General features: G+C 70.5%; 15 protein-coding genes and 1 pseudogene. 10 read left to right on the forward strand and 6 right to left on the reverse strand.

Annotation, left to right across the window (positions count from 1 at the left end; translation table 11 throughout):
• Positions 1–305 precede the first annotated feature (305 nt).
• A complete protein-coding gene (locus IPI43_00915; GenBank protein MBK7772692.1) occupies positions 306–1,820 on the reverse strand; it encodes a DUF4403 family protein in 1,515 nt (504 codons plus the stop codon).
• Between the two features lie 144 nt (positions 1,821–1,964).
• Between IPI43_00915 and IPI43_00920 the strand changes: the two genes are divergently transcribed.
• Positions 1,965–2,795, forward strand: a complete 831-nt coding sequence (locus IPI43_00920; GenBank protein MBK7772693.1) for a kinase — start codon at positions 1,965–1,967, stop codon at positions 2,793–2,795.
• A gap of 101 nt (positions 2,796–2,896) precedes the next feature.
• Positions 2,897–5,074, forward strand: a complete 2,178-nt coding sequence (locus IPI43_00925) for a hypothetical protein (protein ID MBK7772694.1) — start codon at positions 2,897–2,899, stop codon at positions 5,072–5,074.
• Between the two features lie 25 nt (positions 5,075–5,099).
• Here IPI43_00925 and IPI43_00930 read toward each other — a convergent pair whose 3' ends face one another.
• Positions 5,100–5,969, reverse strand: a complete 870-nt coding sequence (locus IPI43_00930) for an acyl-CoA thioesterase II (GenBank protein MBK7772695.1) — start codon at positions 5,967–5,969, stop codon at positions 5,100–5,102.
• Positions 5,970–6,049: 80 nt separating this feature from the next.
• On the opposite strand from IPI43_00930, the gene IPI43_00935 reads away from it, so the two are divergent.
• The gene (locus tag IPI43_00935; protein ID MBK7772696.1) at positions 6,050–6,826 is read left to right on the forward strand and encodes an SDR family oxidoreductase; all 777 of its coding nucleotides are present in this window, start codon (positions 6,050–6,052) and stop codon (positions 6,824–6,826) included.
• Positions 6,827–6,875: 49 nt separating this feature from the next.
• On the forward strand, positions 6,876–8,159 hold the full coding sequence (locus tag IPI43_00940; GenBank protein MBK7772697.1) for a cyclic nucleotide-binding domain-containing protein: 1,284 nt from the start codon (positions 6,876–6,878) through the stop codon (positions 8,157–8,159).
• A 12-nt stretch (positions 8,160–8,171) separates the two neighbouring features.
• Here IPI43_00940 and IPI43_00945 read toward each other — a convergent pair whose 3' ends face one another.
• A complete protein-coding gene (locus IPI43_00945; protein ID MBK7772698.1) occupies positions 8,172–8,648 on the reverse strand; it encodes a glutathione peroxidase in 477 nt (158 codons plus the stop codon).
• Positions 8,649–8,759: 111 nt separating this feature from the next.
• Between IPI43_00945 and IPI43_00950 the strand changes: the two genes are divergently transcribed.
• The 3 genes from IPI43_00950 to IPI43_00960 all read left to right on the forward strand — a co-directional run bounded on the left by IPI43_00950 (position 8,760) and on the right by IPI43_00960 (position 12,118).
• Positions 8,760–9,590, forward strand: a complete 831-nt coding sequence (locus tag IPI43_00950) for an outer membrane lipoprotein-sorting protein (protein MBK7772699.1) — start codon at positions 8,760–8,762, stop codon at positions 9,588–9,590.
• The gene (locus tag IPI43_00955) at positions 9,587–11,179 is read left to right on the forward strand and encodes a hypothetical protein (protein MBK7772700.1); all 1,593 of its coding nucleotides are present in this window, start codon (positions 9,587–9,589) and stop codon (positions 11,177–11,179) included. The genes IPI43_00950 and IPI43_00955 overlap by 4 nt, the downstream gene beginning before the upstream one ends.
• A gap of 78 nt (positions 11,180–11,257) precedes the next feature.
• On the forward strand, positions 11,258–12,118 hold the full coding sequence (locus IPI43_00960) for a hypothetical protein (GenBank protein MBK7772701.1): 861 nt from the start codon (positions 11,258–11,260) through the stop codon (positions 12,116–12,118).
• A 25-nt stretch (positions 12,119–12,143) separates the two neighbouring features.
• Here IPI43_00960 and pgi read toward each other — a convergent pair.
• Together pgi and IPI43_00970 are read right to left on the reverse strand one after the other, a co-directional pair.
• Positions 12,144–13,803 (reverse strand): annotated as a pseudogene (pgi, locus tag IPI43_00965) (glucose-6-phosphate isomerase).
• Between the two features lie 57 nt (positions 13,804–13,860).
• Positions 13,861–16,017 (reverse strand): response regulator, encoded by a 2,157-nt coding sequence (locus IPI43_00970; protein ID MBK7772702.1) that lies wholly within the window; start codon positions 16,015–16,017, stop codon positions 13,861–13,863.
• A 123-nt stretch (positions 16,018–16,140) separates the two neighbouring features.
• On the opposite strand from IPI43_00970, the gene IPI43_00975 reads away from it, so the two are divergent.
• From IPI43_00975 to IPI43_00985, 3 genes are read left to right on the forward strand one after another with little or no spacing between them, the layout of a single operon-like run.
• Positions 16,141–17,754 (forward strand): GMC family oxidoreductase N-terminal domain-containing protein, encoded by a 1,614-nt coding sequence (locus IPI43_00975; protein ID MBK7772703.1) that lies wholly within the window; start codon positions 16,141–16,143, stop codon positions 17,752–17,754.
• A gap of 3 nt (positions 17,755–17,757) precedes the next feature.
• Positions 17,758–18,750, forward strand: coding sequence for an NAD-dependent epimerase/dehydratase family protein (locus tag IPI43_00980; protein ID MBK7772704.1), 993 nt, complete (start codon positions 17,758–17,760; stop codon positions 18,748–18,750).
• A gap of 9 nt (positions 18,751–18,759) precedes the next feature.
• On the forward strand, positions 18,760–20,028 hold the full coding sequence (locus tag IPI43_00985) for a DUF1295 domain-containing protein (GenBank protein MBK7772705.1): 1,269 nt from the start codon (positions 18,760–18,762) through the stop codon (positions 20,026–20,028).
• Here the strand turns inward: IPI43_00985 and IPI43_00990 are convergent.
• Positions 20,022–21,638: a hypothetical protein gene (locus tag IPI43_00990; GenBank protein MBK7772706.1), complete on the reverse strand. Its 1,617-nt coding sequence runs from the start codon at positions 21,636–21,638 to the stop codon at positions 20,022–20,024. The genes IPI43_00985 and IPI43_00990 overlap by 7 nt on opposite strands.
• Positions 21,639–21,659: the final 21 nt, after the last annotated feature.

The following is a 21,659-nucleotide window of genomic DNA, read 5'->3' on the forward strand; positions in this document are numbered from 1 at the left end:
GGTCCCACGTTGTCGCTGTCGTGGGCGTGGGCCTTGACGGCGACGGCGACGGCGACGCCCCGGCCTACCGCGACGCTCCGGCCTGACGCCTCGCCGAGAGGATGCACGCCGCAACCACGGTGACCGACCCCTCCATTTCCCACACTGGAGACGTCGACAGCCGAGTGCCGTCACAGGAGACGCTTCGACCCGGAATTCGTCGCCGTCGCCGTCGCCGTCAAGGCCCACGCCTACGACAACGAAAACGACAACGACGGGGTGCTCGCGGTGACCGGTGGTCACCCACTTCGGAGTGTGTAGGCCCGCTACTGCCGCGAATCCGCCGGCACCGCGTCCAGAGCACGCCCGAACAGGGACACGTCTGCCGCGACGGTGCCGTCGGCCAGGCCCACGATGACGATGGCCTGGTCACTGACCAGGATGGGCCCAATGTCCACGCGGGCGAGCTGCACGTGCAGGGTGAGCTGCTCGGACACCTCGATGTCGCGCGCGCTCTCGTTCACGGCCGCGAGCGCCGTATCCAGCGTGCTGCCGATGTCGAACTCGAGCGCGGCCTGCACGCCGGCGAGGAAGTCGTCGTGCATGGCCCAGTTGGCCATGCGCAGCAGCACGTTGCGGGTGTCCAGGTCGTACGCCACCTCCTCGAAGCGCAACATGCGCGTGGCCGGGTCGTAGCGCGGCACGCCGATCATGTGCAGCACCCCCTGGGCCGAGCGCAGCATGCCCTTGCGTGCGTTGATGCCGCACAAGATGTGGACACGCCCGTCCGAAGCGCCGCGCAGCTCCACACTGTCGATGCGGATGGTGGCGCCCGAGTCGAGCAGGCGCTCGCTCCCCACGAGATCCGCCTGGGCGCGCGCCGTCAGCTCGCTGAAGGGCACCTGGATGGGCACCTGCAGGTGGAACGAATTGCTCATGACGTCCACCTCGCGCAGCGCCGGCAGCGGTGGAATCTCCGGGAGCGTGGGCGGCGCGCCGAGGTAGCTCCGCACGCGGGCCGAGACACCGAGACCGAACGTGAAGCGACCCGGCTCGAGACGCGGGCGCACCCACTGCACCTCGACGGGCTCGAGCTGCACGTAGAGCGCGGGGTCATCCATGACCTGGATGGGCTGCAGCACGCGCGGCCAGAGGCGCTCCATGCGGCCGCGCAGGTCGATGGCTGCGCCCAGGCGGTCGTCGATGACGTCGCGCAGGGCGGTGATGTACGGCCGCAGCTGACCGTCCAGCAGGCGCCGCACGTCGAAGCGCGCGGGGCCGATGCCTACGTTGGCGTTGGTGATCTGGTAGTCGATGGTGGACTCGCTGGTGGCCTGCCACGCCTCGTCGGCCGAGATGCGCGTGTCGATGCGGATGGCGAACGAGGTGCTGGCGCGCTCGGTGTGGCCAATGGGGAAGCCCATGACCTGCGTGCTGACGGTGGCCTCGATGTCCAGCGTGATGGGCAGGATGACCTGCAGCCGCCCTTGGTTGGCGAGCAGGATGCTGTTGCCGGCGCGGGCCAGGCGGAACGAGCCCGTCACGCCCGAGGCGATGGTGATGTTGCGCAGGGCCGCGATCTCGGTGGGCAGGCTCTCGTTGAGCAGCCGGTTGAGCTCGTTGAAGTCGAGCGGCACCACCAGCTGCACAGTGGAGGCGGGAACCTCCATGTCCGCGGGCATCTGCGTGAGCGCCGAGGCGGCCGTGGGAGGCACCGGGTAGATCTGGCTGACGCACGCCGAGAGCGGCGCCCAGACCAGCGCGAGCGCCAAGAGAACCACCAGGGAGCCGGTGTACGGAGCACGAGCGAGTTCGATGGGACGTTCCGGCGCTGAATTCATCCCGCCGTCTTACTCCCTGGCGCCCACCGATGACAAACGAGAACGGAGCGGGCTCGTGGGGGCTGCTACGCTGAGGCTCGCATGACGCCTGCGCCCACCGCCACGCTCGAAGAGTCCGCGCTGCGCGTCGTGGACGCTCTCGACCTGCTCGAACCGCCCGCCCGGGAGCGCTTTGCTCGGCAGCTGCTGGCCCCCGTGGCGGGGCACGTGCTCGCCGCCCACGGGCGCGGGGCACGCGTGGTTGGCCTCTATGGGGCTCAGGGCAGCGGGAAGACCACGCTCGCTCGGAGCCTCGGGGCGGTACTGGCGGCTCACACGGGCCTGCGTGTGGCGGTGCTCTCGCTCGACGACTTCTATCTGAAGCGCGCGCACCGGCTGCGGGTGGCGGCCCATATGCACCCGCTGTTCGAGACGCGTGGCGTCCCCGGCACCCACGACGTGGCGCTGCTGGTGCGCACCATGGATTCGCTGCTGGCGCCGCGCGACGAGCACGATGTGCCGGTGCCGCGCTTCGACAAGGCGCGAGACGACCGCGCGCCAGAGCCAGAGCTGGTGCCGGCGCCCGTGGACCTGGTGCTGCTCGAGGGCTGGTGCCTCGGTGTGCCGCCCGAGCCGGCCGAGCGCTTGCTCACAGCGTGCAACGAGCTCGAGGTGCAGCAGGATGAGGGCGGGCGCTTTCGGCGCTGCGTGAACTACCGCCTGGCCCACGACTACGCCGACCTCGCGAACCGCGTGGACTGGTTGCTGGCCCTGATGGTGGACTCGTTCGAGGTCTCGTGCCGGCAGCGCCTCGAGCAAGAGCACGCGCTTCGCGCAGCCACTTCCGAGGGCATGTCCGACAGCGAGGTGCGCGCCTTCATGCAGCGCTTCGAGCGGGTGTCGCGCTGGGCCCTGCTCAGCATGGAGGAGCGCGCCGACCTCGTGGTGCACATCGACGAAGCCCACCTGCCCCGCGACCCCGTCGCCCCGCCCTGAGCCACGCCCACCCGCGCGCGTGGCGCATCGTGGTGTAGGGTGTGGGGGTCCATCCCTCCTCGAGACAGGAAGTCGACATGCCACGCTGCCCGCTCGCTCCCATGCCCCTCTGCGCCGGCCTCTTGGCCCTCGGCACGGTGGTGCTCCTGCCCACACCCACGGCCGGTGCGCAGGACGCCGCCGCGGTGAGCACCACGGTGGCGGTGGGGACGTACTTCAGCTGCGCCGTGCACGACGGCCGCGCGTACTGCTGGGGCAACAACGACGACGGCCAACTGGGCGACGGCGGCGAGGTGATGCGCGCGGCGCCGGCCGCCGTCCCAGGCGTCACTGGCGTGGTGGAGATCGGCGCTGGCTACGGTCACGCCTGCGCACGGACCGCCGGCGGCGAGGTGTTCTGTTGGGGCGACAACAGCAACCGGCAGGTTCCTGGCGCCACGGGCGAAGAAGCCCGGCAGGCCGTGCGCGTGGCCGGTGTGATGGGCGCGACGAGGCTGGCGGTAGGCGGGTTCCACACGTGCGCGCTTCTGGCCCGCGGCACCGTGACCTGCTGGGGCAGCAACAGCAGCGGGCAGAGCGGCGGGCGAGAAGACAGCGGCCCGACGCCCATCCGCGGCGTCACCGGAGCCACGGCGCTCTACTCGGGCATGTACCACTCGTGCGTGCTCTCGCCGCGCGGCGTGTCGTGCTGGGGCGACGGGAGCTACGGCCAGCTGGGGACCGGCAACTTCCGCAACGCCACCCAGCCGCGGCCCGTGCGCGGTGTGCCGCGGGGTGTGACGCAGCTGGCGCTGGGGCGGCAGCACACGTGCGCCGACACGGCCGAGGGCGTCTACTGCTGGGGCTACGAGCTGTTCACCACCGGGTCGCCGCGGGCCCCCGAGCGCGCCCGGCCCCAGCTTCAGCCCTTCTTCGAAGACGCGGTCGCCATCTTCGCGGGGGGCAACACGACGTGCGCCGTGAGCGGCGGCGGCGGCGTCAGCTGCCGTGGGGACAACGACTACGGCCAGGCCGGAAACGGCGGCACCGCGACCGTGGACCGCCCAGTGGCGGTCGCCGGGCTGGGCACCACGCTCGAGGTGTCCGTGGGCACCATGCACGCGTGCGCTCGCGGAGCCGACGGCAGCGTGTGGTGCTGGGGCGACGACTCCGGGCACCAGACGAGCCGGCGCGACACCACCTGGGCGGAGGCCCCGCGCGCGCTCAGCCTGCCCCCTGGGGCGGGCGCCGTGCGCAGCCTCTCGGTGGAGGGCAGCCAGTCCTGCGTGGCCACGCGCACCGGCGCCATCTATTGCTGGGGCCTCGACTCGGCCGGCCCGCAGATTGGCCACCACACCTACATCTTCGGCGTGCGCGAGGTGCCCACCTTGGTGGAGGGCGTGACCGGCGCGGCGCAGGTGGTGTCGGGGGGCGTGGACGTGTGCGCGCTCGGCGCGCAGGGCGAGGTGGCCTGCTGGGGCGGGAACCTGGGCCGCAGCAGCACCACCGAGGACAGCGGCGGCTTTCGGGTGCCGCAGACCATCGCGCTGCCCAACACGCGCGCGCTGAGCCTCGCCGGGGGCACGGCCTGCGCGGTGGACGCGAGCGGCGCCGTGCGCTGCACCGGCAGCAACGTGGACGGCGTGCGCGGCGACTCCGAGGCGACCTTCACGCTTGCCCCCACCACGGTGAACCCGGGCTTCCGCGTGGCCAGCGTCCACGGCGGCGGCTACACCATGTGCGCGCTGGGCGTGGGCGGCGAGCTCGCGTGCTGGGGGCGCGGAAACCAGGGGCAGCGCGGCGACGGCCAGAGCGCTTCCACGCCCACCCCTTCACGCGTCACGGGCCCGCCGCAGTGGGCCAGCGTCTCCGTGGGTGAGCTGCACGCGTGCGGCGCGCTGCCCAACGGCCAGGTGTACTGCTGGGGCCGTGGCAACGAGGGGCAGCTGGGCAACGGGGCGAGCGCGTCCTATGTCACGCCTGTGGCGGTGCAGACGCTGCGCGACGCCACGCAGGTGAGCGTGGGCTACAAGCACTCGTGCGCGCGCACCCGCGACGGTCGCGCCGTGTGCTGGGGTGTGGGTTCCCACGGGCAGCTGGGCGACGGAACGCGCCAGAACCGTCCCGCGCCGGTGGCCGTCAGCGGCCTGACCGACGTGGCCGAGGTCCACTGCGGCGACACGCACACGTGCGCCATCACCGCGAGCGCGCAGGTGCTCTGCTGGGGCAACTCGCACGACGGCCAGCTGGGCGGCGGGCTCAGCCACTTCGTGCGGCGGCCCGTGCGCGTCATGTTCTGACACTGCCCATGGTGCGCGGCTGGCGTCAGGAGCCGCGCTTCACGCGCATGAGGCTCTCCTGCGCCACGCTGGCCACCAGCGTACCGTCCGCCGCGTACATGCGGCCGGTGTTGAAGCCGCGCCCGCCCTCCGCGTTGGGGCTCTTCATGGAGTAGAGCAGCCAGTCGTCCGCGCGCAGCGGGCGATGGAACCAGAGCGCGTGGTCCAGGCTGGCGATCATCAGGTTGGGGTCGAGCCAAGTGTGCCCGTGGTGCTGGATGCAGTTGTCCAGCAGGCCCATGTCGCTCGCGTAGGTGACCACCGCCTGGTGCAGCGCCTGGTTGTCCGGGATGCGCCCGGCGCCGCGGAACCACAAGCGCTTGAGGCCCCGGTGCGGCTGCGGGTGCAGCAAGTCGATGGGCTCCGGATCACGGTGCTCGATGGGGCGCTCGAGCCGCAGCAAGAACGGGAACACCGGGTTGGACGTCTGCTCCGCGTACTCGGCCAAGCGCTCCGAGTTGCTCTTGAGTCCCTCGGGCGGCGGCGTGTCGGGCATGCGCTCCTGGTGCGACAGGCCCTCCTCGTGCACGTGGAACGACACCGACATGTTGAAGATGGCCTCGCCCTCTTGGCGCGCCACGATGCGGCGCGTGGCGAAGGACTTGCCGTCGCGGATGCGGTCCACATCGAACAGGATTGGCCCGCGCGGGTCCCCGGGGCGGAGAAAATATCCGTGCAGTGAGTGTGCAAACTTGTCGGTCTCATCCACGGTCCGATAGGCCGCGATGAGTGCCTGTGCAGCGACCAGGCCTCCGAACACCCGCTGACGGCCATCGTTGGGGGTGTGCCCACGGTAGAGGTCGCGGTCCAAGCGGTCGAGGTCGAGGCGCGCCAAGAGGGTGTCGATCGGGTGCATGGGTCCTCGTTTCGGACATACTCTCTAGCCCGCTCTCGCGGGGACGCCAGCCTGCCTTCCCGAACCCGAGAGCCTCAGCCATGAAGACCAAGCGCACCGCCCTCATCACCGGAGCCAGCTCCGGGCTCGGAGTCGAGTACGGAAAGCTCTTCGCGGCAGATGGCCACGACGTGGTGCTGGTGGCCCGCAGCGAGGGCAAGCTGCGCGAGCTGGGGGCGCAGCTCGAGCAGCAACACGGCATCCGCGCTCACGTGTATCCGGCCGACTTGTCTCGCGCCGACGCGCCGCGTGCGCTCTTCGACGCGCTGGCGAACGACGGGGTGGTCGTCGACATCCTCGTGAACAACGCCGGGCTAGGCTACGTGCAGGCGTTCCAGTCCAGCACCACCGACTCGGAGCTGGAGATGGTGCAGGTGAACGTCACCGCGCTCACTGCGCTCACGCACCTCTTCCTCCCGGGCATGGTGGCGCGACGCTTCGGGCGGGTGCTCAACATCGCCTCCACGGCCGCGTTCCAGGCCGGCCCCGGCATGGCGGTCTACTTCGCCACCAAGGCCTACGTGGTGTCGTTCAGCGAGGGCATCGCCCATGAGCTGCGGGGCACCGGTGTGACCGTCACCGCGCATTGCCCCGGCGCCACCCACACCGGCTTCGCGGCCGTCGCTGGGGCGGGGGAAACGCTGCTGTTCAAGGCGTCGGTGGCCAGCGCCGACGCCACCGCGCGCCACGGCTACCTGGCCATGCAGCGCGGGCGCGTGGTGTCCATCCACGGCTTGCTCAACCGCCTGCTCTACTGGGGTGGCCTGTTCACGCCGCGCAGCCTGCTCGCGTTCATCTCCGCGCGCATGATGAAGTAGCCCCCATTTTGGCGTTCCGCGTGTCGCCCGACTCCGTTATCGTCAGCGGGTGAAACTCATCGCTTCAGGGTTGTCGGACGTCGGCCGCGTCCGCGAGATGAACGAGGACACCTGGCTCGCCGCGCCGGACCTCGGGCTCTACGTGGTGTGCGACGGGATGGGTGGCCACGCAGGCGGTGACGTCGCCAGCCGGCTCGCCGCCGAGACGGTCGTGGCCGCCGTGCGTGCGCGCACGGATCTCCTCGTGGACGACCCCACGCCCGAGCAGTGCGAGGCGCTCAGCGGCCTGCTGCGCCACGCCATCGAGGCGGCCTCCGCGGCCGTGTATCGGCGCAGCGTGGAAGAGGGCAACCGCGGCATGGGCACCACCTGCACCACGCTCCTGATCGCGGGCAGCAAGGCCATCCTGGGCCACGTGGGCGACAGCCGGCTCTACCTGTCGCGCGCCGGACAGCTCCACCTCGTAAGCCAAGACCACACGTACGTGGCCGAGGCCGTGCGCCACGGCATCATGACCCGCGAGGAAGCGCTCGCCAGCGGCTACGGCAACATCGTCACGCGCGCCGTGGGTCCGCACGAGAACGTGCTGGTGGACACGCTGGTGTTCGACGTGCTCCCGCACGACCGCCTGCTGCTATGCAGCGATGGGCTCCACGGCTACTTCGAGGACAGCGTGGAGTTGGTCACGCTGCTGCGCGAGAACGACACGGACCGGCTCGCGGGCAAGCTCATCGGCATGGCCAACGAACGCGGCGGCGACGACAACATCACCGCGGTGGTGCTGCGCGTGGAGGCTCCCGACGCCGCCCCGGCCCACGTCACGGGCCGCATGGTGGAGGTCTCCCAGGACTTCCACGCGCTGCGCCAGCTCACCCTCTTCTCGGACATGGACCTGCCGGAGCTGGCACGCGTGAGCCAGGCGCTGAAGAGCGCCGTGTACTCCCCCGGGTCCGTGATCCTCGAGCAAGACGACGAGCGCGGGCGGCTCTTCATCATCGCGGAGGGCACCGTGGCCGTGCGCAAGGGCACCCAGTCGGTGGCCGAGCTGCGCACGGGTCAGCACTTCGGCGAGATGTCGCTGCTGAACTACGCGCCCAGCAACGCCTCGGTGGTGGCCGTCCGCTCGACGCGCGTGCTGGTCCTCGAGCGCGACGCGTTCTTCGCGCTCATCAAGCAAGACGCCAACGTGGGCGCCAAGTTCCTGTGGCGCATCGCCCAGGCTCTCAGCCAGCGCTTGGACGACGCCCTCCCGTTCATCGTGGGCCGCGACGACCCCCGCCGCACCATGCCCATGGGCGGCCACATGCCGTCGCCCTTCATCGGGCGCGGCTAAAGGCGGCACCCCTCACAGGAGGGGGAGGATGTCGGCTTCCAGCTCGGCCGGCGTGGTGCTCGAGCCGTAGCGCTTCACCACGCGACCTTTGCGGTCCACCAGGAACTTGGTGAAGTTCCACTTGATGGCCTCGGTGCCCAGCACGCCCGGCGCCGCCCGCTTGAGCTCGGCGTAGAGGCTGTGCGTGTCCGGCCCGTTGACGCTGATCTTGGCGTGCATGGGGAAGGACACGCCGTAGTTCTTCTGACAGAACGCGCCAATCTGGTCGGCGCTGCCCGGCTCCTGCTTGCCGAACTGGTTGCACGGAAACCCCAGCACGCGCAGCCCGCGTGCGGCGAGCTTCTGGTGCAGCGCCTCGAGCCCTTCGTACTGCGGCGTGAAGCCGCACTTGCTGGCGGTGTTGACGATGAGCAACACGTCGCCCTCGTACTGCTTCAGCGACACCGGCTCACCGCTCAGTGTCTCGACTTGGTGGTCGTAGATGCTCACCTGCTATCCATAGAAGCGAGCGCCAACCAACGCAAGCCGTGCCGCGCCGCTCATTGATTCGGCCTGCGGACGGCCCTAGCCTTGCCGGCGATGCGGTGTCGGCGGTTTTCAGTGAGTGTCGCGGGCCTCCTCGCGGCGGTGGCGATGGCGGTGTGCTCGGTCGCTGGGACCGGGCCGCAGGTGCGCGCGCAGGCAGGGCTCGGACCCAGCGCCACGCCGGCTCAGGTCCTCGCGGCAGCTCGCACACGGCCTACGGGGGAGCGGGTGCGGGCCCGCCTGCGCATGGTCGTGACCGACAGCGCGGGCCACGAGATCTCTCGCGTGCTGCGCAGCTCGAGCATGGAGCACGAGGGCGCGACGCGGACGCTCATGATGTTCGAGTCGCCGGCCGAGCTGCGCGGCACCGGGCTCCTGACCATCGACTACGACGACCAGCGCGACGCCGACCAGTGGCTGTACCTGCCCAGCCTGCGGCGCAGCACGCGCATCGCCATGCGCAACCGCTCGGGGGCCTTCGTGGGCTCCGACTTCTCGTACGCGGACCTCACCGTTCCCGATCCGGCCGACTTCACGCTGCGCATGCTGGACGCCGCCGCCCGCGTGGATGGCGAGGCCTGCTGGCACATCGAGAGCGTGCCGCGCAACGCCGCGGTGCAGGCCGAGACGGGTTACGAGCGCACCGAGATGTGGGTCAGCCAACGCTCGCTGGTGCCGTTGCGCATGAAGGCGTGGCTCGGTCAGGAGCGCTTCAAGTACGTGTCGGCCAGCGGCATCGCCCAGCAAGACGGCGTCTACACCGCTCGCACGCTGACAGCCCGCACGGTGCGCGCCGGGCGAGTGCAGTCGCAGACGGTCATCGAGCGGCTCGAGCTGCGGTTCCGTGACCCCGCCGTGGTGCCCGAGCTGTTCACCACGCGTGAGCTGGAACGCGGCGCCGAGTGACGCAAGCTCGACGGCTCGGCGCGCTGCGCTGCGCCGTCGCGCTCTTGGTGCTGGCGACGCCCACCTCGACGGTCGCACAGGCGTCGCCCGCACCCGCCACGGACCAAGCCGTCGACGACGCGGCCGGCTGGGGCGCTCCCGAACGCAGCGCCGACCCTGACGACGCGGCCGGCTGGCCCAGCGACGGCCAGTCGGGAGATTCCGAAGCGCCCGAGGACGACGCCGCGGGCTGGGGGGAAGCTCCACCCGAGGGGGCCACCGCCGAGCCACCGGCGGACGAAGCGCGACCCTATGCCTTGGTGGGCTTCGCGCGCTGGGACGGCGCGCTGGCCATCGAGCGCCTGCGCCAGGACCCGTTCGCCAAAGCCCGCTTTGCACTGGACGTGGACTTCCGGTGGTCGCGGGGCCCCGTACGTGTGGTGGCCGGCATTCACGGCGAAGTGGACCTGGTGCACGTGGGCCCCTGGAGCACCAGCGACGCCGCCACGCGCTCCCGCTACGGCTACTGGGTGCGTCCGCGTGAGCTCTACGCCTCCGTCCACCACGGCGCGGTCGAGGCCGTGCTCGGCTGGCAGGTGCTCGCGCTCGGGGTCGCGGACATGCTCAGCGTGCTGGACGTGGCGGCTCCCCTCGATCAGCGTGAGCCGGGCCTGGCCGATGTGGAGGACCTGCGGGTCAGCACGCTGGGCTCGCGGCTCGGCGTCTACCATGGGGCGCTGCGCGTGGAGGTGCTGCTCACTCATGAAGCGGGCTTCGGGCGCCGCGCTCCGCCCCTCGGGCGGCTCAGCCCCTTGCGCGCCTTCGTATACGACCACCCGTCCGTCTCGGGCACCTCGCTCGAGGCGCTGGTGGACCGAGCGGACGTGCGCTACCGGAACCAGCCCGATCGCTTTGGGCCGGCCCAGCAGGTCTACGCGCGCGCTCTCTACCAAGGCTCGCGCGCCGAGGTGGGGGCCTACTTCTTCAGCTTGCTGGACCCGATTGGGTTCGTCCGGACGCCGTCACCGCTCGGGCTGCTGGCCCCGGAGCTGGTCCTCGACCTCGAGCACCGCCGCTTCCACGCGGTGGGCGCAAGCCTCCTGGTGCCGGCGGGTGACTTCGTCTTGTTCGCCGAGACCCGCGCCGACATCGCGCGTCCCGTGACGCTGGCCGACACTGCGGCGATCCTCCCACGCACGGAGCTGGATCGGCGTGACGTGGTCTCGGCCACGCTGGGAGGGCGCTTCCATGGGCTCCCCGGCGTGGTGCTGGCCGCCGAGTTCTCCATGGGCTCCGACGGCCAGCGGCGCGCCCCGGAGGGCCAGGCCCCGCTGCTCTTCCCGGTCAACCCGCCCACCGTGGCGCTGCGCTACGAGCACCTGTTTCTGCGCGAGAGGTTGCGCTGGGCGACCTTGTTCGTGGCCTCGGGACCGCGGCTCGGCAGCGGCTTCTTGGTTCGCAGCGAGGTCAGCTACGACCTGCGCCACGGCCTCCGGGGAACGCTGGCGTACGTCCACTACCACCCTGGCAACGAGCCGGGCCCCATCTACGGGTTCCGGCGCAACGACCGCATCTGGCTGGCCCTGCGCTGGGACTTCTCGGTATGGTGAGGCTGCAATGGACGCGCGTGCTCCCCATTTAGGGACATGCTACTGCTGGCCTTCCTTTGGAGGAACGCAATGGAACACATGAACAAAGTACTCGTCCTCACAGCCGTGCTGGTCGTCATGACTGGCGCCCGCGCCCAAGCCCAAGACACCGACGTGCAGGCGCCCGCGTCCGCAGGGGTGCCCATCCAGCGCACCCAGCGTGAGCTGGTCCTGCCCGAGGGCTACGTCCGCGGCGACCTGGCGCTCGCGTTCGGTGACACCTTCGACCTGAGCCCGGAGAACGGCTTCTTCGCGCACGACTTCGGGGGTGGCCTCTCCATCGTCGAGAACCTGGAATTCGGCGTGAGCCTCAACCGCGAGTGGTTCTGGCCGCGCGTGGGCGGGGGCCTCATCCCCATCTACTGGGACGGCGACCGCGCGCACTTCTGGCGCATCCCCATCTACGCCCGCTACCAGTTCGTCACCAGCGAGCACGTGGCCATCGCGGCCGACATCGAGATGAACCTCGCCACCCACGGCTACAGCAACTCGCGCCGGCACGCGTTCCGCGCGTCGCTCCCGGTCCGCCTCCGCTTCGGCAGCTTCATGTTCGACACCGGCTTCACGTTCGAGGCCGAGACGAAGGGACCGGCCAACCGCGGTCAGGCCAACATCTACTTCCCCGCGGTGTTCACGCTGAGCGCCACGGAGGCCCTCTTCTTCCGCCTGTCCACGGGCATCGGCATCTTGGACATGCGCTCCGAGGGCGTGCACATGCCGCTCTTCTTCGGCGGTGGCTACACGTTGACCGTCGCCGACACGGTCGCCGACATCAACCTCGACTTCGGCTTCCCCTACCTGGCGCACAACGGCGACTTCTTCGTCCCGGGCGGCGACAGCAGCTCGCCGGACATCTGGATGGTGAAGATCTCGTTCGCGGCCTACCTGGACCTGCTCTGACGCGGCCCCTCGCGCCCTGCGGCGGTCACGCGCGTCGCAGGGTGCGGTAGCGCTCGATCAGCGCGGTGGTGGACGCGTCGTGACCCGTCACGGGCGCGTCCCCCTCGAGCTTCGGCAGAATGGCCTTGGCCAGCTGCTTGCCCAGCTCGACACCCATCTGGTCGTAGCTGTTCACGTCCCAGATCACGCCCTGCACGAAGATCTTGTGTTCGTAGAGGGCCACCAGGCGGCCCAGCGTGCGCGGGTCCAGCTGCTCGAAGAGGAACGTGGACGACGGCCGGTTGCCGGGGAACACCTTGTGCGGCGTCAGGCGATCGACCTCCTCGGCAGGCAGCCCGGCGGCCTCGAGCTCGGCGCGTGCCTCGGCCAGCGTGCGCCCGCGCATGAGCGCCTCGGTCTGGGCGAAGAAGTTGGCCATCAGCTTGTCGTGGTGCTGGCCGAGCGGATAGTGACTGCGCGCGGCGGCCAGGAAGTCGGCGGGGACCACGCGCGTGCCCTGGTGCAGCAGCTGGTAGAACGCGTGCTGCCCGTTGGTACCCGGCTCGCCCCACACGATGGGCCCCGTCTCGTAGCCCTGCACGTCTTCGCCAGAGCGGCGCACACGCTTGCCGTTACTCTCCATGTCGGCCTGCTGGAGGTACGCCGGGAAGCGGTGCAGGTGCTGGTCGTAGGGCAGCACCGCGTGCGTAGCGCAGCCCCTGAAGTTGGCGTGGAACACGCCCAGGAGCGCCATCAACACGGGGATGTTCTGCTCGAGCGGCGCAGCACGAAAGTGCGTGTCCACGTCGGCTGCGCCCGCCAAGAGAGCCTCGAACGCGTCCATCCCGAGCACCAGCGCGAGCGAAGCCCCGATGGAGCTCCACAGCGAGTAGCGCCCACCGACCCAGTCCCAGAACTCGAGCATGTTGGCCGGATCGATGCCGAAGGCCACCACGCCCTTCGTGTTGGTGGACAGCGCGAAGAAGTGCTTGGCCACGGCCTCCGGCCCTGCGTCGAGCTCCCGCAGCAGCCAGGCGCGCGCTGTGCGCGTTGGTCAGCGTCTCGTCGGTGGTGAAGGTCTTCGACGCGATCAGGAAGAGCGTGGTCTCGGCCTGCACCCGCTCGAGCACGTGGCTCAGGTCCGCGCCGTCGATGTTGCTCACGAAGTGCGCCCGCAGACCGGCGCGCCAGTAGGGGCGCAGCGCCTCGCTGACCATGACCGGGCCGAGGTCCGAGCCCCCGATGCCGATGTTGACGATGTCGGTGATGGGCTTGCCCGTGTGGCCGCGCAGCTCACCCCGGCCGAGGCGGTCGCTCAGCCCGCGCAGCTTGTGGAGCTCGGCTTGCACCAGCGGGAAGATGGGCGCTCCGTCCACCACCAGGCCCTCGTCCACGCCCGACCGCAGCGCCGTGTGCAGCACCGCGCGCCGCTCCGTCACGTTGATGGCGTCCCCACGAAACATGGCCGCGCGTGCGTCGAGGACGCCGCGCTCACGCGCGAGGGCGAACAGCAGCGCCAACGTCTCGTTGGTCACGCCGTGCTTCGAGTAGTCGAAGAGCAGGCCATCGAGCTCCACGTGCATGCGCTCGAAGCGGGTGGGGTCGCGGTCGAACAGCTCGCGGGCATGCAGTGTGGCGGTCTCTCGCGCGTGCTCCTCGAGGGCGAGCCAGGCATTGGAGCGGTGAGGCGGTGGTGCGGCGGTCATCGCGGCCAGCATGCCAAACTTCCTGCGCCGACCGTGCGCCAATCGATGCCGGCCCGGTCAGCGCGGCTCGGTGCGCGCCTCGCAGTGGGGGGCCAGCGCTCTCTGCAGCGACGCAACGGAGATGGGCTTGCTGAGGTAGTCGTCCATGCCGGCCTCGATCACGCGCTCGCGGTCGCCGTGCAGCGCGTTGGCGGTGACCGCGATGATGGGCGTGGTGTCCCCGCCCGCGCGCAGCCGCCGGGTGGCCTCGAAGCCGTCCATGACCGGCATCTGGCAGTCCATGAGGATGGCGGCGTAGCGCCCACGCGCGGCCATCCCCAACACCTCCTGCCCGTTGGCCGCGACGTCCGCCTCGAGGCCCAGGTTGGCCAACATCATGCGCACCACCTGCTGGTTCACCAAGTTGTCCTCGGCCACCAGCACGCGCCCCTCGAGCGGCGGGCGAGCGTTCGGCGCCATGGCGGGCGGGGTGCTGGAGCGCCCCTTGCGGAGCGCAGAGACCAGGGCCTCCTCGAGCGCCGAGCGCCGGGGTGGCTTGGTGATCCACGCCGCGGCGCGGCGGCTCCACTCGGGTGCGCGCGCATAGGGGCCCGCCACCGGCGCGAGCACCACCACGGGCGGCCGCTTCACCGCGCTGGGCGCCAAGAGCTGCTCCGCCGCGCGCTCCGGGAGGTCGGCGTCCAACAAGGCCACGTCGAACTCGTCGCCGTCCCGCGCCGCCTGCGCCTCGGCGAGCGTGGCCACGCGTGTCGTGAGGCAGCCCCAGCGTTCCACGAGGCCGCGCAGTGACCGGCCGAACGCCTCGTCCCCAACGAACAGCAGCACGCGTGTGCCGAGCAGCGGTGACTCCAGCGTCATTCGCTCGTCATTGACCCTGACGGGGATCACGGCCCAGAAGTGGCTGCCCTCCCCGCGCGTCGAGCGCACGCCGCAGTCGCCCCCCATCGCCTGGCTGAGGCGCCGCACGATGGCCAGGCCCAACCCGGTGCCGCCGTACGTGCGGGTGGTGGTGCTGTCCGCCTGCACGAAGGGGTCGAACAGGCGCGCCTGCTGCTCGGGCGCCACCCCGATGCCGGTGTCCTCCACTGCGAAGCGCAGGCGAGCCTGATCGCCCTCTTGCGCGTCGAGCTCCACCGCGAGGCGCACGGAGCCCTCTTGCGTGAACTTGATGGCGTTCGAGAGCAGGTTCAGCAGGATCTGCCGGATGCGCCCCGCGTCCGCGACCACCACGCTGGGGATGGCGGCGCCGACGTCCACGATCAGCTCGAGCCCCTTCGCGTGGGCGCTCTCGGCCACCAAGCTGACCACGTCCTCGATCGCGTCGCGCAGGTGGAACTCCGCGGGCTCGATGACCAGCTTGCCGGCGTCCACCTTCGAGAAGTCGAGCACGTCCTGGATGATGGTGAGCAGCGCATCGCCGCTGCGCCGCGCCGTGTCCGCGTACTCGCGCTGCAGGGGGTCGAGGTCGGTGTCGAGCAACAGGCTGGTCATGCCCAGCACGCCGTTCAGGGGTGTGCGGATCTCATGGCTGATGGTCGCCAGGAAGTCGCTGCGTGACTGTGCCGCGCGCTTGGCCTCCACTTCGGCCGCGGTGCGCACGGCGACCTCACGCCGCAGCGACTCGTTGGTCTCGAGCAGCGCGTTCTCGGCATATTGCTGGCCGCGCAGAAAGCTGCCCATGACCGTCATGGCCGCCACCAACGCGCCCAGGAGCGTGAGGCCTTCCGCATAAGGGCGCTGCGCTCGAGGCACGGCGTTCTCGAGCTGAATCCCCGCGAAGTCGAGCGCCCAGAACGCCAGGATGGCGAGCGCGCTGGCCACACCCCAGGAGACGCCCTCGCGCAGCCCCATGGACCAGCCGGCGATCAGAGGCACCACCAAGAACCAGGCGAACTGCGGGTTGCCGAAGCCGCCGGTGCCGAACGCCTGCCCCACCAGCACCAACATCAGCGCCGCCGACACCGCATGCCCAGCGAACGCCACGCGCCCCGTGCGCGCCATCAGCGCGTAGCCGCTGACACCCACGCCGAACGCCACCAGCAGCGTGGCAGCCTGCAGCGGCAGCCCGAGCCAGAGCGAGTGCCCCAAGAAGAACAGCGCGATGAACGACAGTCCCAGAATGGTGCCAGTGATGGACCGTAGCCGATGCAGCTGGAGGCCAGTCAGCTGCGCCGGGTCGAAGCCCGCGAGGAGGTAGCGTTCCAAGAGGCGCATGAGGAAAGCCAACCTTCGTCTCACGGCTGGCATACTTCGTCCACCGCTTGCCTGGCCGCGAGAAAATGATATCACTGTTCTACAAACAGGAACGGCCGTTTCTCACTTCGCACGAGGACTCCCATGAGCGAGACGTTTGACTATGTGGTGGTGGGCGGTGGCTCCGCCGGGTGTGTGGTGGCCGCCGAGCTGGCTGCCGACTCCCGCGTGCGCGTGCTGCTCCTCGAGTGCGGGCCGAGCGCCGACGAGAACCCCGAGACGCTGGACGCCGACGGCTACAAGCACGCGTTCGCCAACGACGCCGTCATCTGGGACCGCTTCAGCGTGCCGCAGCCCAAGGCGGGCAAGCAGCGCCTCTTCATGGGCACCGGCCGCGGCATGGGCGGCAGCGGCGCCGTCAACGGCATGGTCTACACCCGGGGCGCGCGGGAGGACTGGGACGAGTGGCCGCGCGGCTGGCGCTGGGACGACGTGCGCGGCGACTTCGACGCCATGGAGCGCACGCTGCGGCCGCATCGGCGCACGGGCACGAACTTCACCGAGGCCTGCATCGAGAGCGCCGTGGCCACGGGCTTCTGGCGTAGCGAGGACCTGAACGATGGCAACATGAGCAACGCCATCGGCTACGAGTGGATGAGCTACGAAGGGCAGGCGCGCCGCAACAGCTACGTCGCGTTCGTGCGCGAAAACCCGAGGCCCAACCTGCGGGTGGAGACCCACGCGCGCGTCCACAACCTGGTCCTGGAAGACGGCCCTCGCGTGGTGGGCGTGCGCTACGAGCAGCAGGGCGAGCTGCGCAGCGTGGTGGCGCGCCGCGAGGTGGTGATGTGCGCGGGCTCCCTCGAGACCCCCAAGCTGCTCATGCTCTCGGGCATCGGGCCCGCTGCACGGCTGAACGCCGTGGGCATCACCCCTGTGCTGGATGTCCCCGAGGTTGGTCAGAACCTGCAGGACCACCCCAACGTCACGCTGTTCTACAAATCGCAGGCCGAGGTGGACGCGTACTACCCGCAGCTCTACAGCTTCTGCCGCGCCAACCCGGACACGGACCTGCCTGCGGGCCAGAGCGACACCTGCCTGGTGTACTGGCCGGCGCCCTCGGCCATGAAGCAGGCGGCGAAGCGCATGCTGCCCGGCAAGGTGCTGCCGGCGAGCCTGTTCGACACCCGCGCCAAGGCCTGGCTCCGCTCCGCCGTGGAGACCGCCATGAGCACGCGCGCGGCCGAGAACTTCATCGCCCACACCTACGGCATCGTGGTGATCCTGGGGAAGCCCAAGAGCCGCGGTGAGCTGTGGCTGGCCAGCAGCGACCCACGCGCGCAGGCGGTCATCGACCCGGCGTACTTCACGCACCCGGAGGACATGCAGACCATGCTGGCCGGGGTGAAGCTGGCGCAGCAGATCGCCAAGGCGCCCGCCCTCAGCGCGTTCGGCAACAGCCCGCTGATGCCCGGCAAGCGCGCCACGAGCGATGCGGCGCTGCAGAAGTTCGTGGAGAAGAACGTGATGACCACGTTCCACTTCGCGGGCACCTGCCGCATGGGCGAGGACGAGCGCGCGCCAGTGGACCTGCGCCTGCGGCTGCGTGGCATGCGTGGCCTGCGCATCGCGGACGCCTCGGTCACGCCCTCCACGCCGGTTTCGGCGATGAACGCGCCCAGCATGCTGGTAGGCTTCCGCGCGGCTCGTGAGATCGCCCGTGACTACGCGGACAGCACCAGCCATGCGAGGACCTGAGGCATGAAGATTCTGGTGACGGGCGGCACGGGCCTGGCGGGCTCGCACAGCATCCGCGACCTCTTGGAAGCGGGGCACGACGTGCGCGCGCTGGTGCGCAGCGAGTCGAAGCTCGCGCGCGTGTTCCCGGATGCGCCCCGCGGCCTGTCGTCGGCCGTCGGTGACATCGCCGACCGCGCGTCCGTCGAGCGTGCGCTCTCGGGCTGCGACGCCCTGCTGCACGCGGCGGCGGTGGTGAGCATGGACAACGCGTCCCCCGAGGCGCTGATCGAGGCGAACCTGGGCGGCGTCAAGAAGGTGCTGGGCGCGGCGCTGGACGCTGGCGTGAAGCGCATCGTGCACGTCTCCACGCTGAGCGCCTTGTTCCACGTGGGGGCCAGCGGGCAGGCGGAGCCCATCACGCCGGACACCGAGCCACACGAGTCGGAGCACGCCTACGGCCGCAGCAAGGCCATGGCCGAGCGCTGGGTGCGCGAGCGTCAGGCCGAGGGCGCGCCCATCTGGACCACGTACCCGAGCGCCGTGCTGGCGCCGGACGACCCGGGCATGACCGAGTCCACCAACGCGCTGCGCATCTTCGCAGGGCAGTTCGTGCCGCTCACCAGCGGCGGGTTCCAGATGGTGGACGCGCGCGACCTAGCCAGGGCGCACCGACTCCTGTTGGAAGAGACGCCCACGCAGCGACGCCACCTCGTCCCGGGCCACTACCTGCCCTGGGGCACGTTGCACAAAGAGCTGAAGGCCGCCGGCGCGCGCAGCTTCGCGTTCCCGCTCTCGGGGGGCCTGCTGCGCGTCAGCGGCACCGTGCTCGACGGCATGCGCAAGGCGCTGCCCATGCCCTTCCCGCTCACGCGCGAGTCGTCGCTCTACGCCACGCGCTGGAGCCCCGTTCCTTCCTCACCCGAGCTCGACGCGCTGGGCCTCCGCTACCGTCCGGCGAGCGACACGCTGCGCGAGACCACCGCCTGGCTGCGCGCCAACGACCACATTCGATAGCGAGAACGCATGAGCGCCGAGAGCCAACGCAAGCTCGAGTTCGGGGGCATCCCCGGCAACCTGGCCATGATCCTGGGCTTGCCCGTGTTCACGGCCTACCTGTACTTCGCGGTGCGCTTCAACCACGGGCAGCTGCTGCCCAGCGCGAGCGCCGATGTGGACGGCTTCTTCCGAAGCCTCGTGCCCACGCCCTCCGCCGCCGCCTTCTACCTGGTGTGGTTCTTCCTGCAGGCCGCCCTCCAGCAGTGGGGGCCCGGCAAGACGGTGGACGGCACCGAGCTCCCCGGCGGCGGGCGCCTCCCGTACAAGATGAACGGCCTCTTCTCCATGGCGTTCACCTTCGGCGGCGCCGCCGTGCTCCACGCGTCGGGCCTGTGGAACATCGCTCAGCTGCACGACGAGTTCGGCGCGATCCTCAGCGTGATGACCATCTTCTGTTACGCGTTCAGCGCCTTCCTGTACGTGTACGGGAAGCGCCACGGACAAGCGGGGCGGCTGAGCGGCTACTTCATCCACGACTTCTGGATGGGCACCGGGCACAACCCGCGCGTGCCACCCAAACCCACGGGGCTGGACCTCAAGTTCTTCTGCGAGGCGCGCCCGGGGCTCCTGCTGTGGGTGCTGATCAACGCGTCGTTCGCCTACGTGCAGTACACGCGCCACGGCTTCGTCTCCACGTCCATGCTCCTCGTGGGGGCATTCCAGCTGGTCTACATCATCGACTACTTCTGGAACGAGCCGGCCATCCTCACCACGATGGACATCAAGCACGAGAACTTCGGCTTCATGCTGTGCTTCGGGGACCTGGCCTGGGTGCCCATGACGTACTCGCTGCAGGCGCACTACCTCATCGACCGGGTGCACGAGCTGCCGCTGTGGGCCGCCGGGCTCATCTTGTGCGTGAACCTGCTGGGGCTCTACATCTTCCGCGCGGTGAACCTGCAGAAGCACCACTTCCGGAGCGACCCCGACAACGCCACCATCTGGGGCAAGAAGGTGGAGTACATGACCACCGCGCAGGGCGGAAAGCTGCTGGTCAGCGGCTTCTGGGGCTGGTCACGCCACTTCAACTACGTGGGCGACATCCTCATGGCGCTCAGCTGGTCGCTGCCGTGCCTGTTCGGGTCGGTGCTGCCGTACTTCTACCCCATCTACTTCAGCATCCTGCTCATCCACCGCGAGCGCCGCGACCACCACTTCTGCACCACCAAGTACGGTGACGACTGGAAGCGCTACTGCGAGCGCGTCCCCTACCGTATCCTCCCCGGCATCTACTGAGCCGGGGCGGGGGCAGGCGGTTCGCTCGGCGCAGGCGCCTCCGCAGGCGGCGCGGTGCGCCCCTCGGTCCGCAGGTACTCTTCGAAGCCCGCCAGCAGCGCCATGTAGTAGAGGTCCGCGATGACGCGGTAGCCCTCGGGCGTGGCGTGGCGATAGTCGGTGAAGGCCAGCGCCGGGCGCGCCCGTGACCAGCGCTGCATGGCGCCCGAGCCACCCATGGCCTCCCACGTGTCGTAGAAGGCGCAGCCCATCTCGAACGCGGCGCGACGCTGCGCGGCCACGATGCGCGGCACCATGGGCATGGTGCGGATGTTGCCGCGCTCGTCTCGCTCCGCCTGGTCGAGCGGGGCGAAGATCAAGCAGCCCAGGTCGGTGCGGTCGCCGCGCATGTGCGCGATGACCTGCTTGAACTGCTCGTAGTAGCGCTCCTCGGTGGTGTTGTCGCTGGCGTCGTTGCCGCCGAAGCCCAGCACCAAGAGGTTGGTCCCGCGTGTGCGCAGCTGCTCGCGGATGTGCGCCTGGTCGAAGTTCAGCATGCGGCTGGCGCGCGTGCCCACCATGCCGAGCGAGTCGTAGACCACGCCCGGCCCCTCGCGCTCCATGACCACACCGTAGAGCGTGACGCGCCCGTTGCCCGTGTAGCGCACCTCGAGGCGATGCGGACCGTCCGGCACGTCGATGGTGTGCACGGCGTCGCCCGCCTCGAACTCCGGGGGGCCGGCGTCCCCGCCACCCAGACCCGTGGACAGCGTGACCGGCTCGCCCTCGTCCACCGTGAGGCGCACGTCCCCGCCGCCCGCCTGGCGCTGGAAGAAGAGCTGGAAGCGGCTGAGCGCGCGGCCGGTGGCGGGCTCGTCCTCTTCGTGCGTCCCGAAGGTGGCCACGCCCATGGCGCGCGCCTGTATCTGCACGCCCCCGAGACCGTAGCGCCCGTCCGGGATGCCGGCGCGCATGATCTCCTTGATGCTCCAACCGTCGTTCGCGGTGTGGAACACGTCCTGGTGGCGGTAGGGCATGAAGCCCTTCGAGATCAGGATGAAGCCGTGGCCCCCGTCGCCGAAGCGGTGCTGGAGGCGCTGCCGCACCGTGTGCGTCAGGTGGTCGGTCGCGATGGTGGAGTCACCGTAGTGCGACACGCGCGTGAGCGCCCCGGCCTCGCCCGCCGCGGTGCGCCGCAGCGCCTCGTAGAAGGGCCGCATGCCGCGCCCGGTGGGGTCCTCGATGAAGATGCGCGCGGCCTCGTACTCGCGCGCCGACACACGCGGCTCGGCCACACCACCGTCGGCCAGCGGCTCGGCGGCTTGCGGCTCACCCGGCCCCACGGGCTCGGCTGCGAGCACGGCCGCCACCTCGGCTCCGAGCGCCTCGTTCTGTTCCGCCGACGGAGCGCCCGCGTGATAGCCGCCGCCTGCGCCGACCGACGCGGGCACTGCCTCGAAGCGCTCCGACATGCGCGTGAGCGGCACGCGCTCGCCGGGCACCCACGGCCGGAAGCGGCCGAGCGCGGGGACCACGTAGGTGCTTGCGGCCATGAGCGCCACCACCAGGCTGGCCACCCCGAGGTGACGCAGGGCTGCGCCGGTCTCGGGCGCGGGTGCGGGCGGAGGCACGGACGCCAAAACGCCGGGCGC

It is taken from the genome of Sandaracinaceae bacterium (assembly GCA_016706685.1).
Classification (GTDB): domain Bacteria; phylum Myxococcota_A; class Polyangia; order Polyangiales; family Houyiibacteriaceae; genus JADJJE01.

What these genes read in the sequence shown, in the direction of transcription:
- IPI43_00915 (MBK7772692.1), bottom strand. Translation starts at nt 1,820, where the DNA reads ATGAATTCAGCGCCGGAACGTCCCATCGAACTCGCTCGTGCTCCGTAC.
- IPI43_00925 (MBK7772694.1), top strand. Translation starts at nt 2,897, where the DNA reads ATGCCCCTCTGCGCCGGCCTCTTGGCCCTCGGCACGGTGGTGCTCCTG.
- IPI43_00930 (MBK7772695.1), bottom strand. Translation starts at nt 5,969, where the DNA reads ATGCACCCGATCGACACCCTCTTGGCGCGCCTCGACCTCGACCGCTTG.
- IPI43_00935 (MBK7772696.1), top strand. Translation starts at nt 6,050, where the DNA reads ATGAAGACCAAGCGCACCGCCCTCATCACCGGAGCCAGCTCCGGGCTC.
- IPI43_00960 (MBK7772701.1), top strand. Translation starts at nt 11,258, where the DNA reads ATGAACAAAGTACTCGTCCTCACAGCCGTGCTGGTCGTCATGACTGGC.
- IPI43_00970 (MBK7772702.1), bottom strand. Translation starts at nt 16,017, where the DNA reads ATGCGCCTCTTGGAACGCTACCTCCTCGCGGGCTTCGACCCGGCGCAG.
- IPI43_00975 (MBK7772703.1), top strand. Translation starts at nt 16,141, where the DNA reads ATGAGCGAGACGTTTGACTATGTGGTGGTGGGCGGTGGCTCCGCCGGG.
- IPI43_00980 (MBK7772704.1), top strand. Translation starts at nt 17,758, where the DNA reads ATGAAGATTCTGGTGACGGGCGGCACGGGCCTGGCGGGCTCGCACAGC.
- IPI43_00985 (MBK7772705.1), top strand. Translation starts at nt 18,760, where the DNA reads ATGAGCGCCGAGAGCCAACGCAAGCTCGAGTTCGGGGGCATCCCCGGC.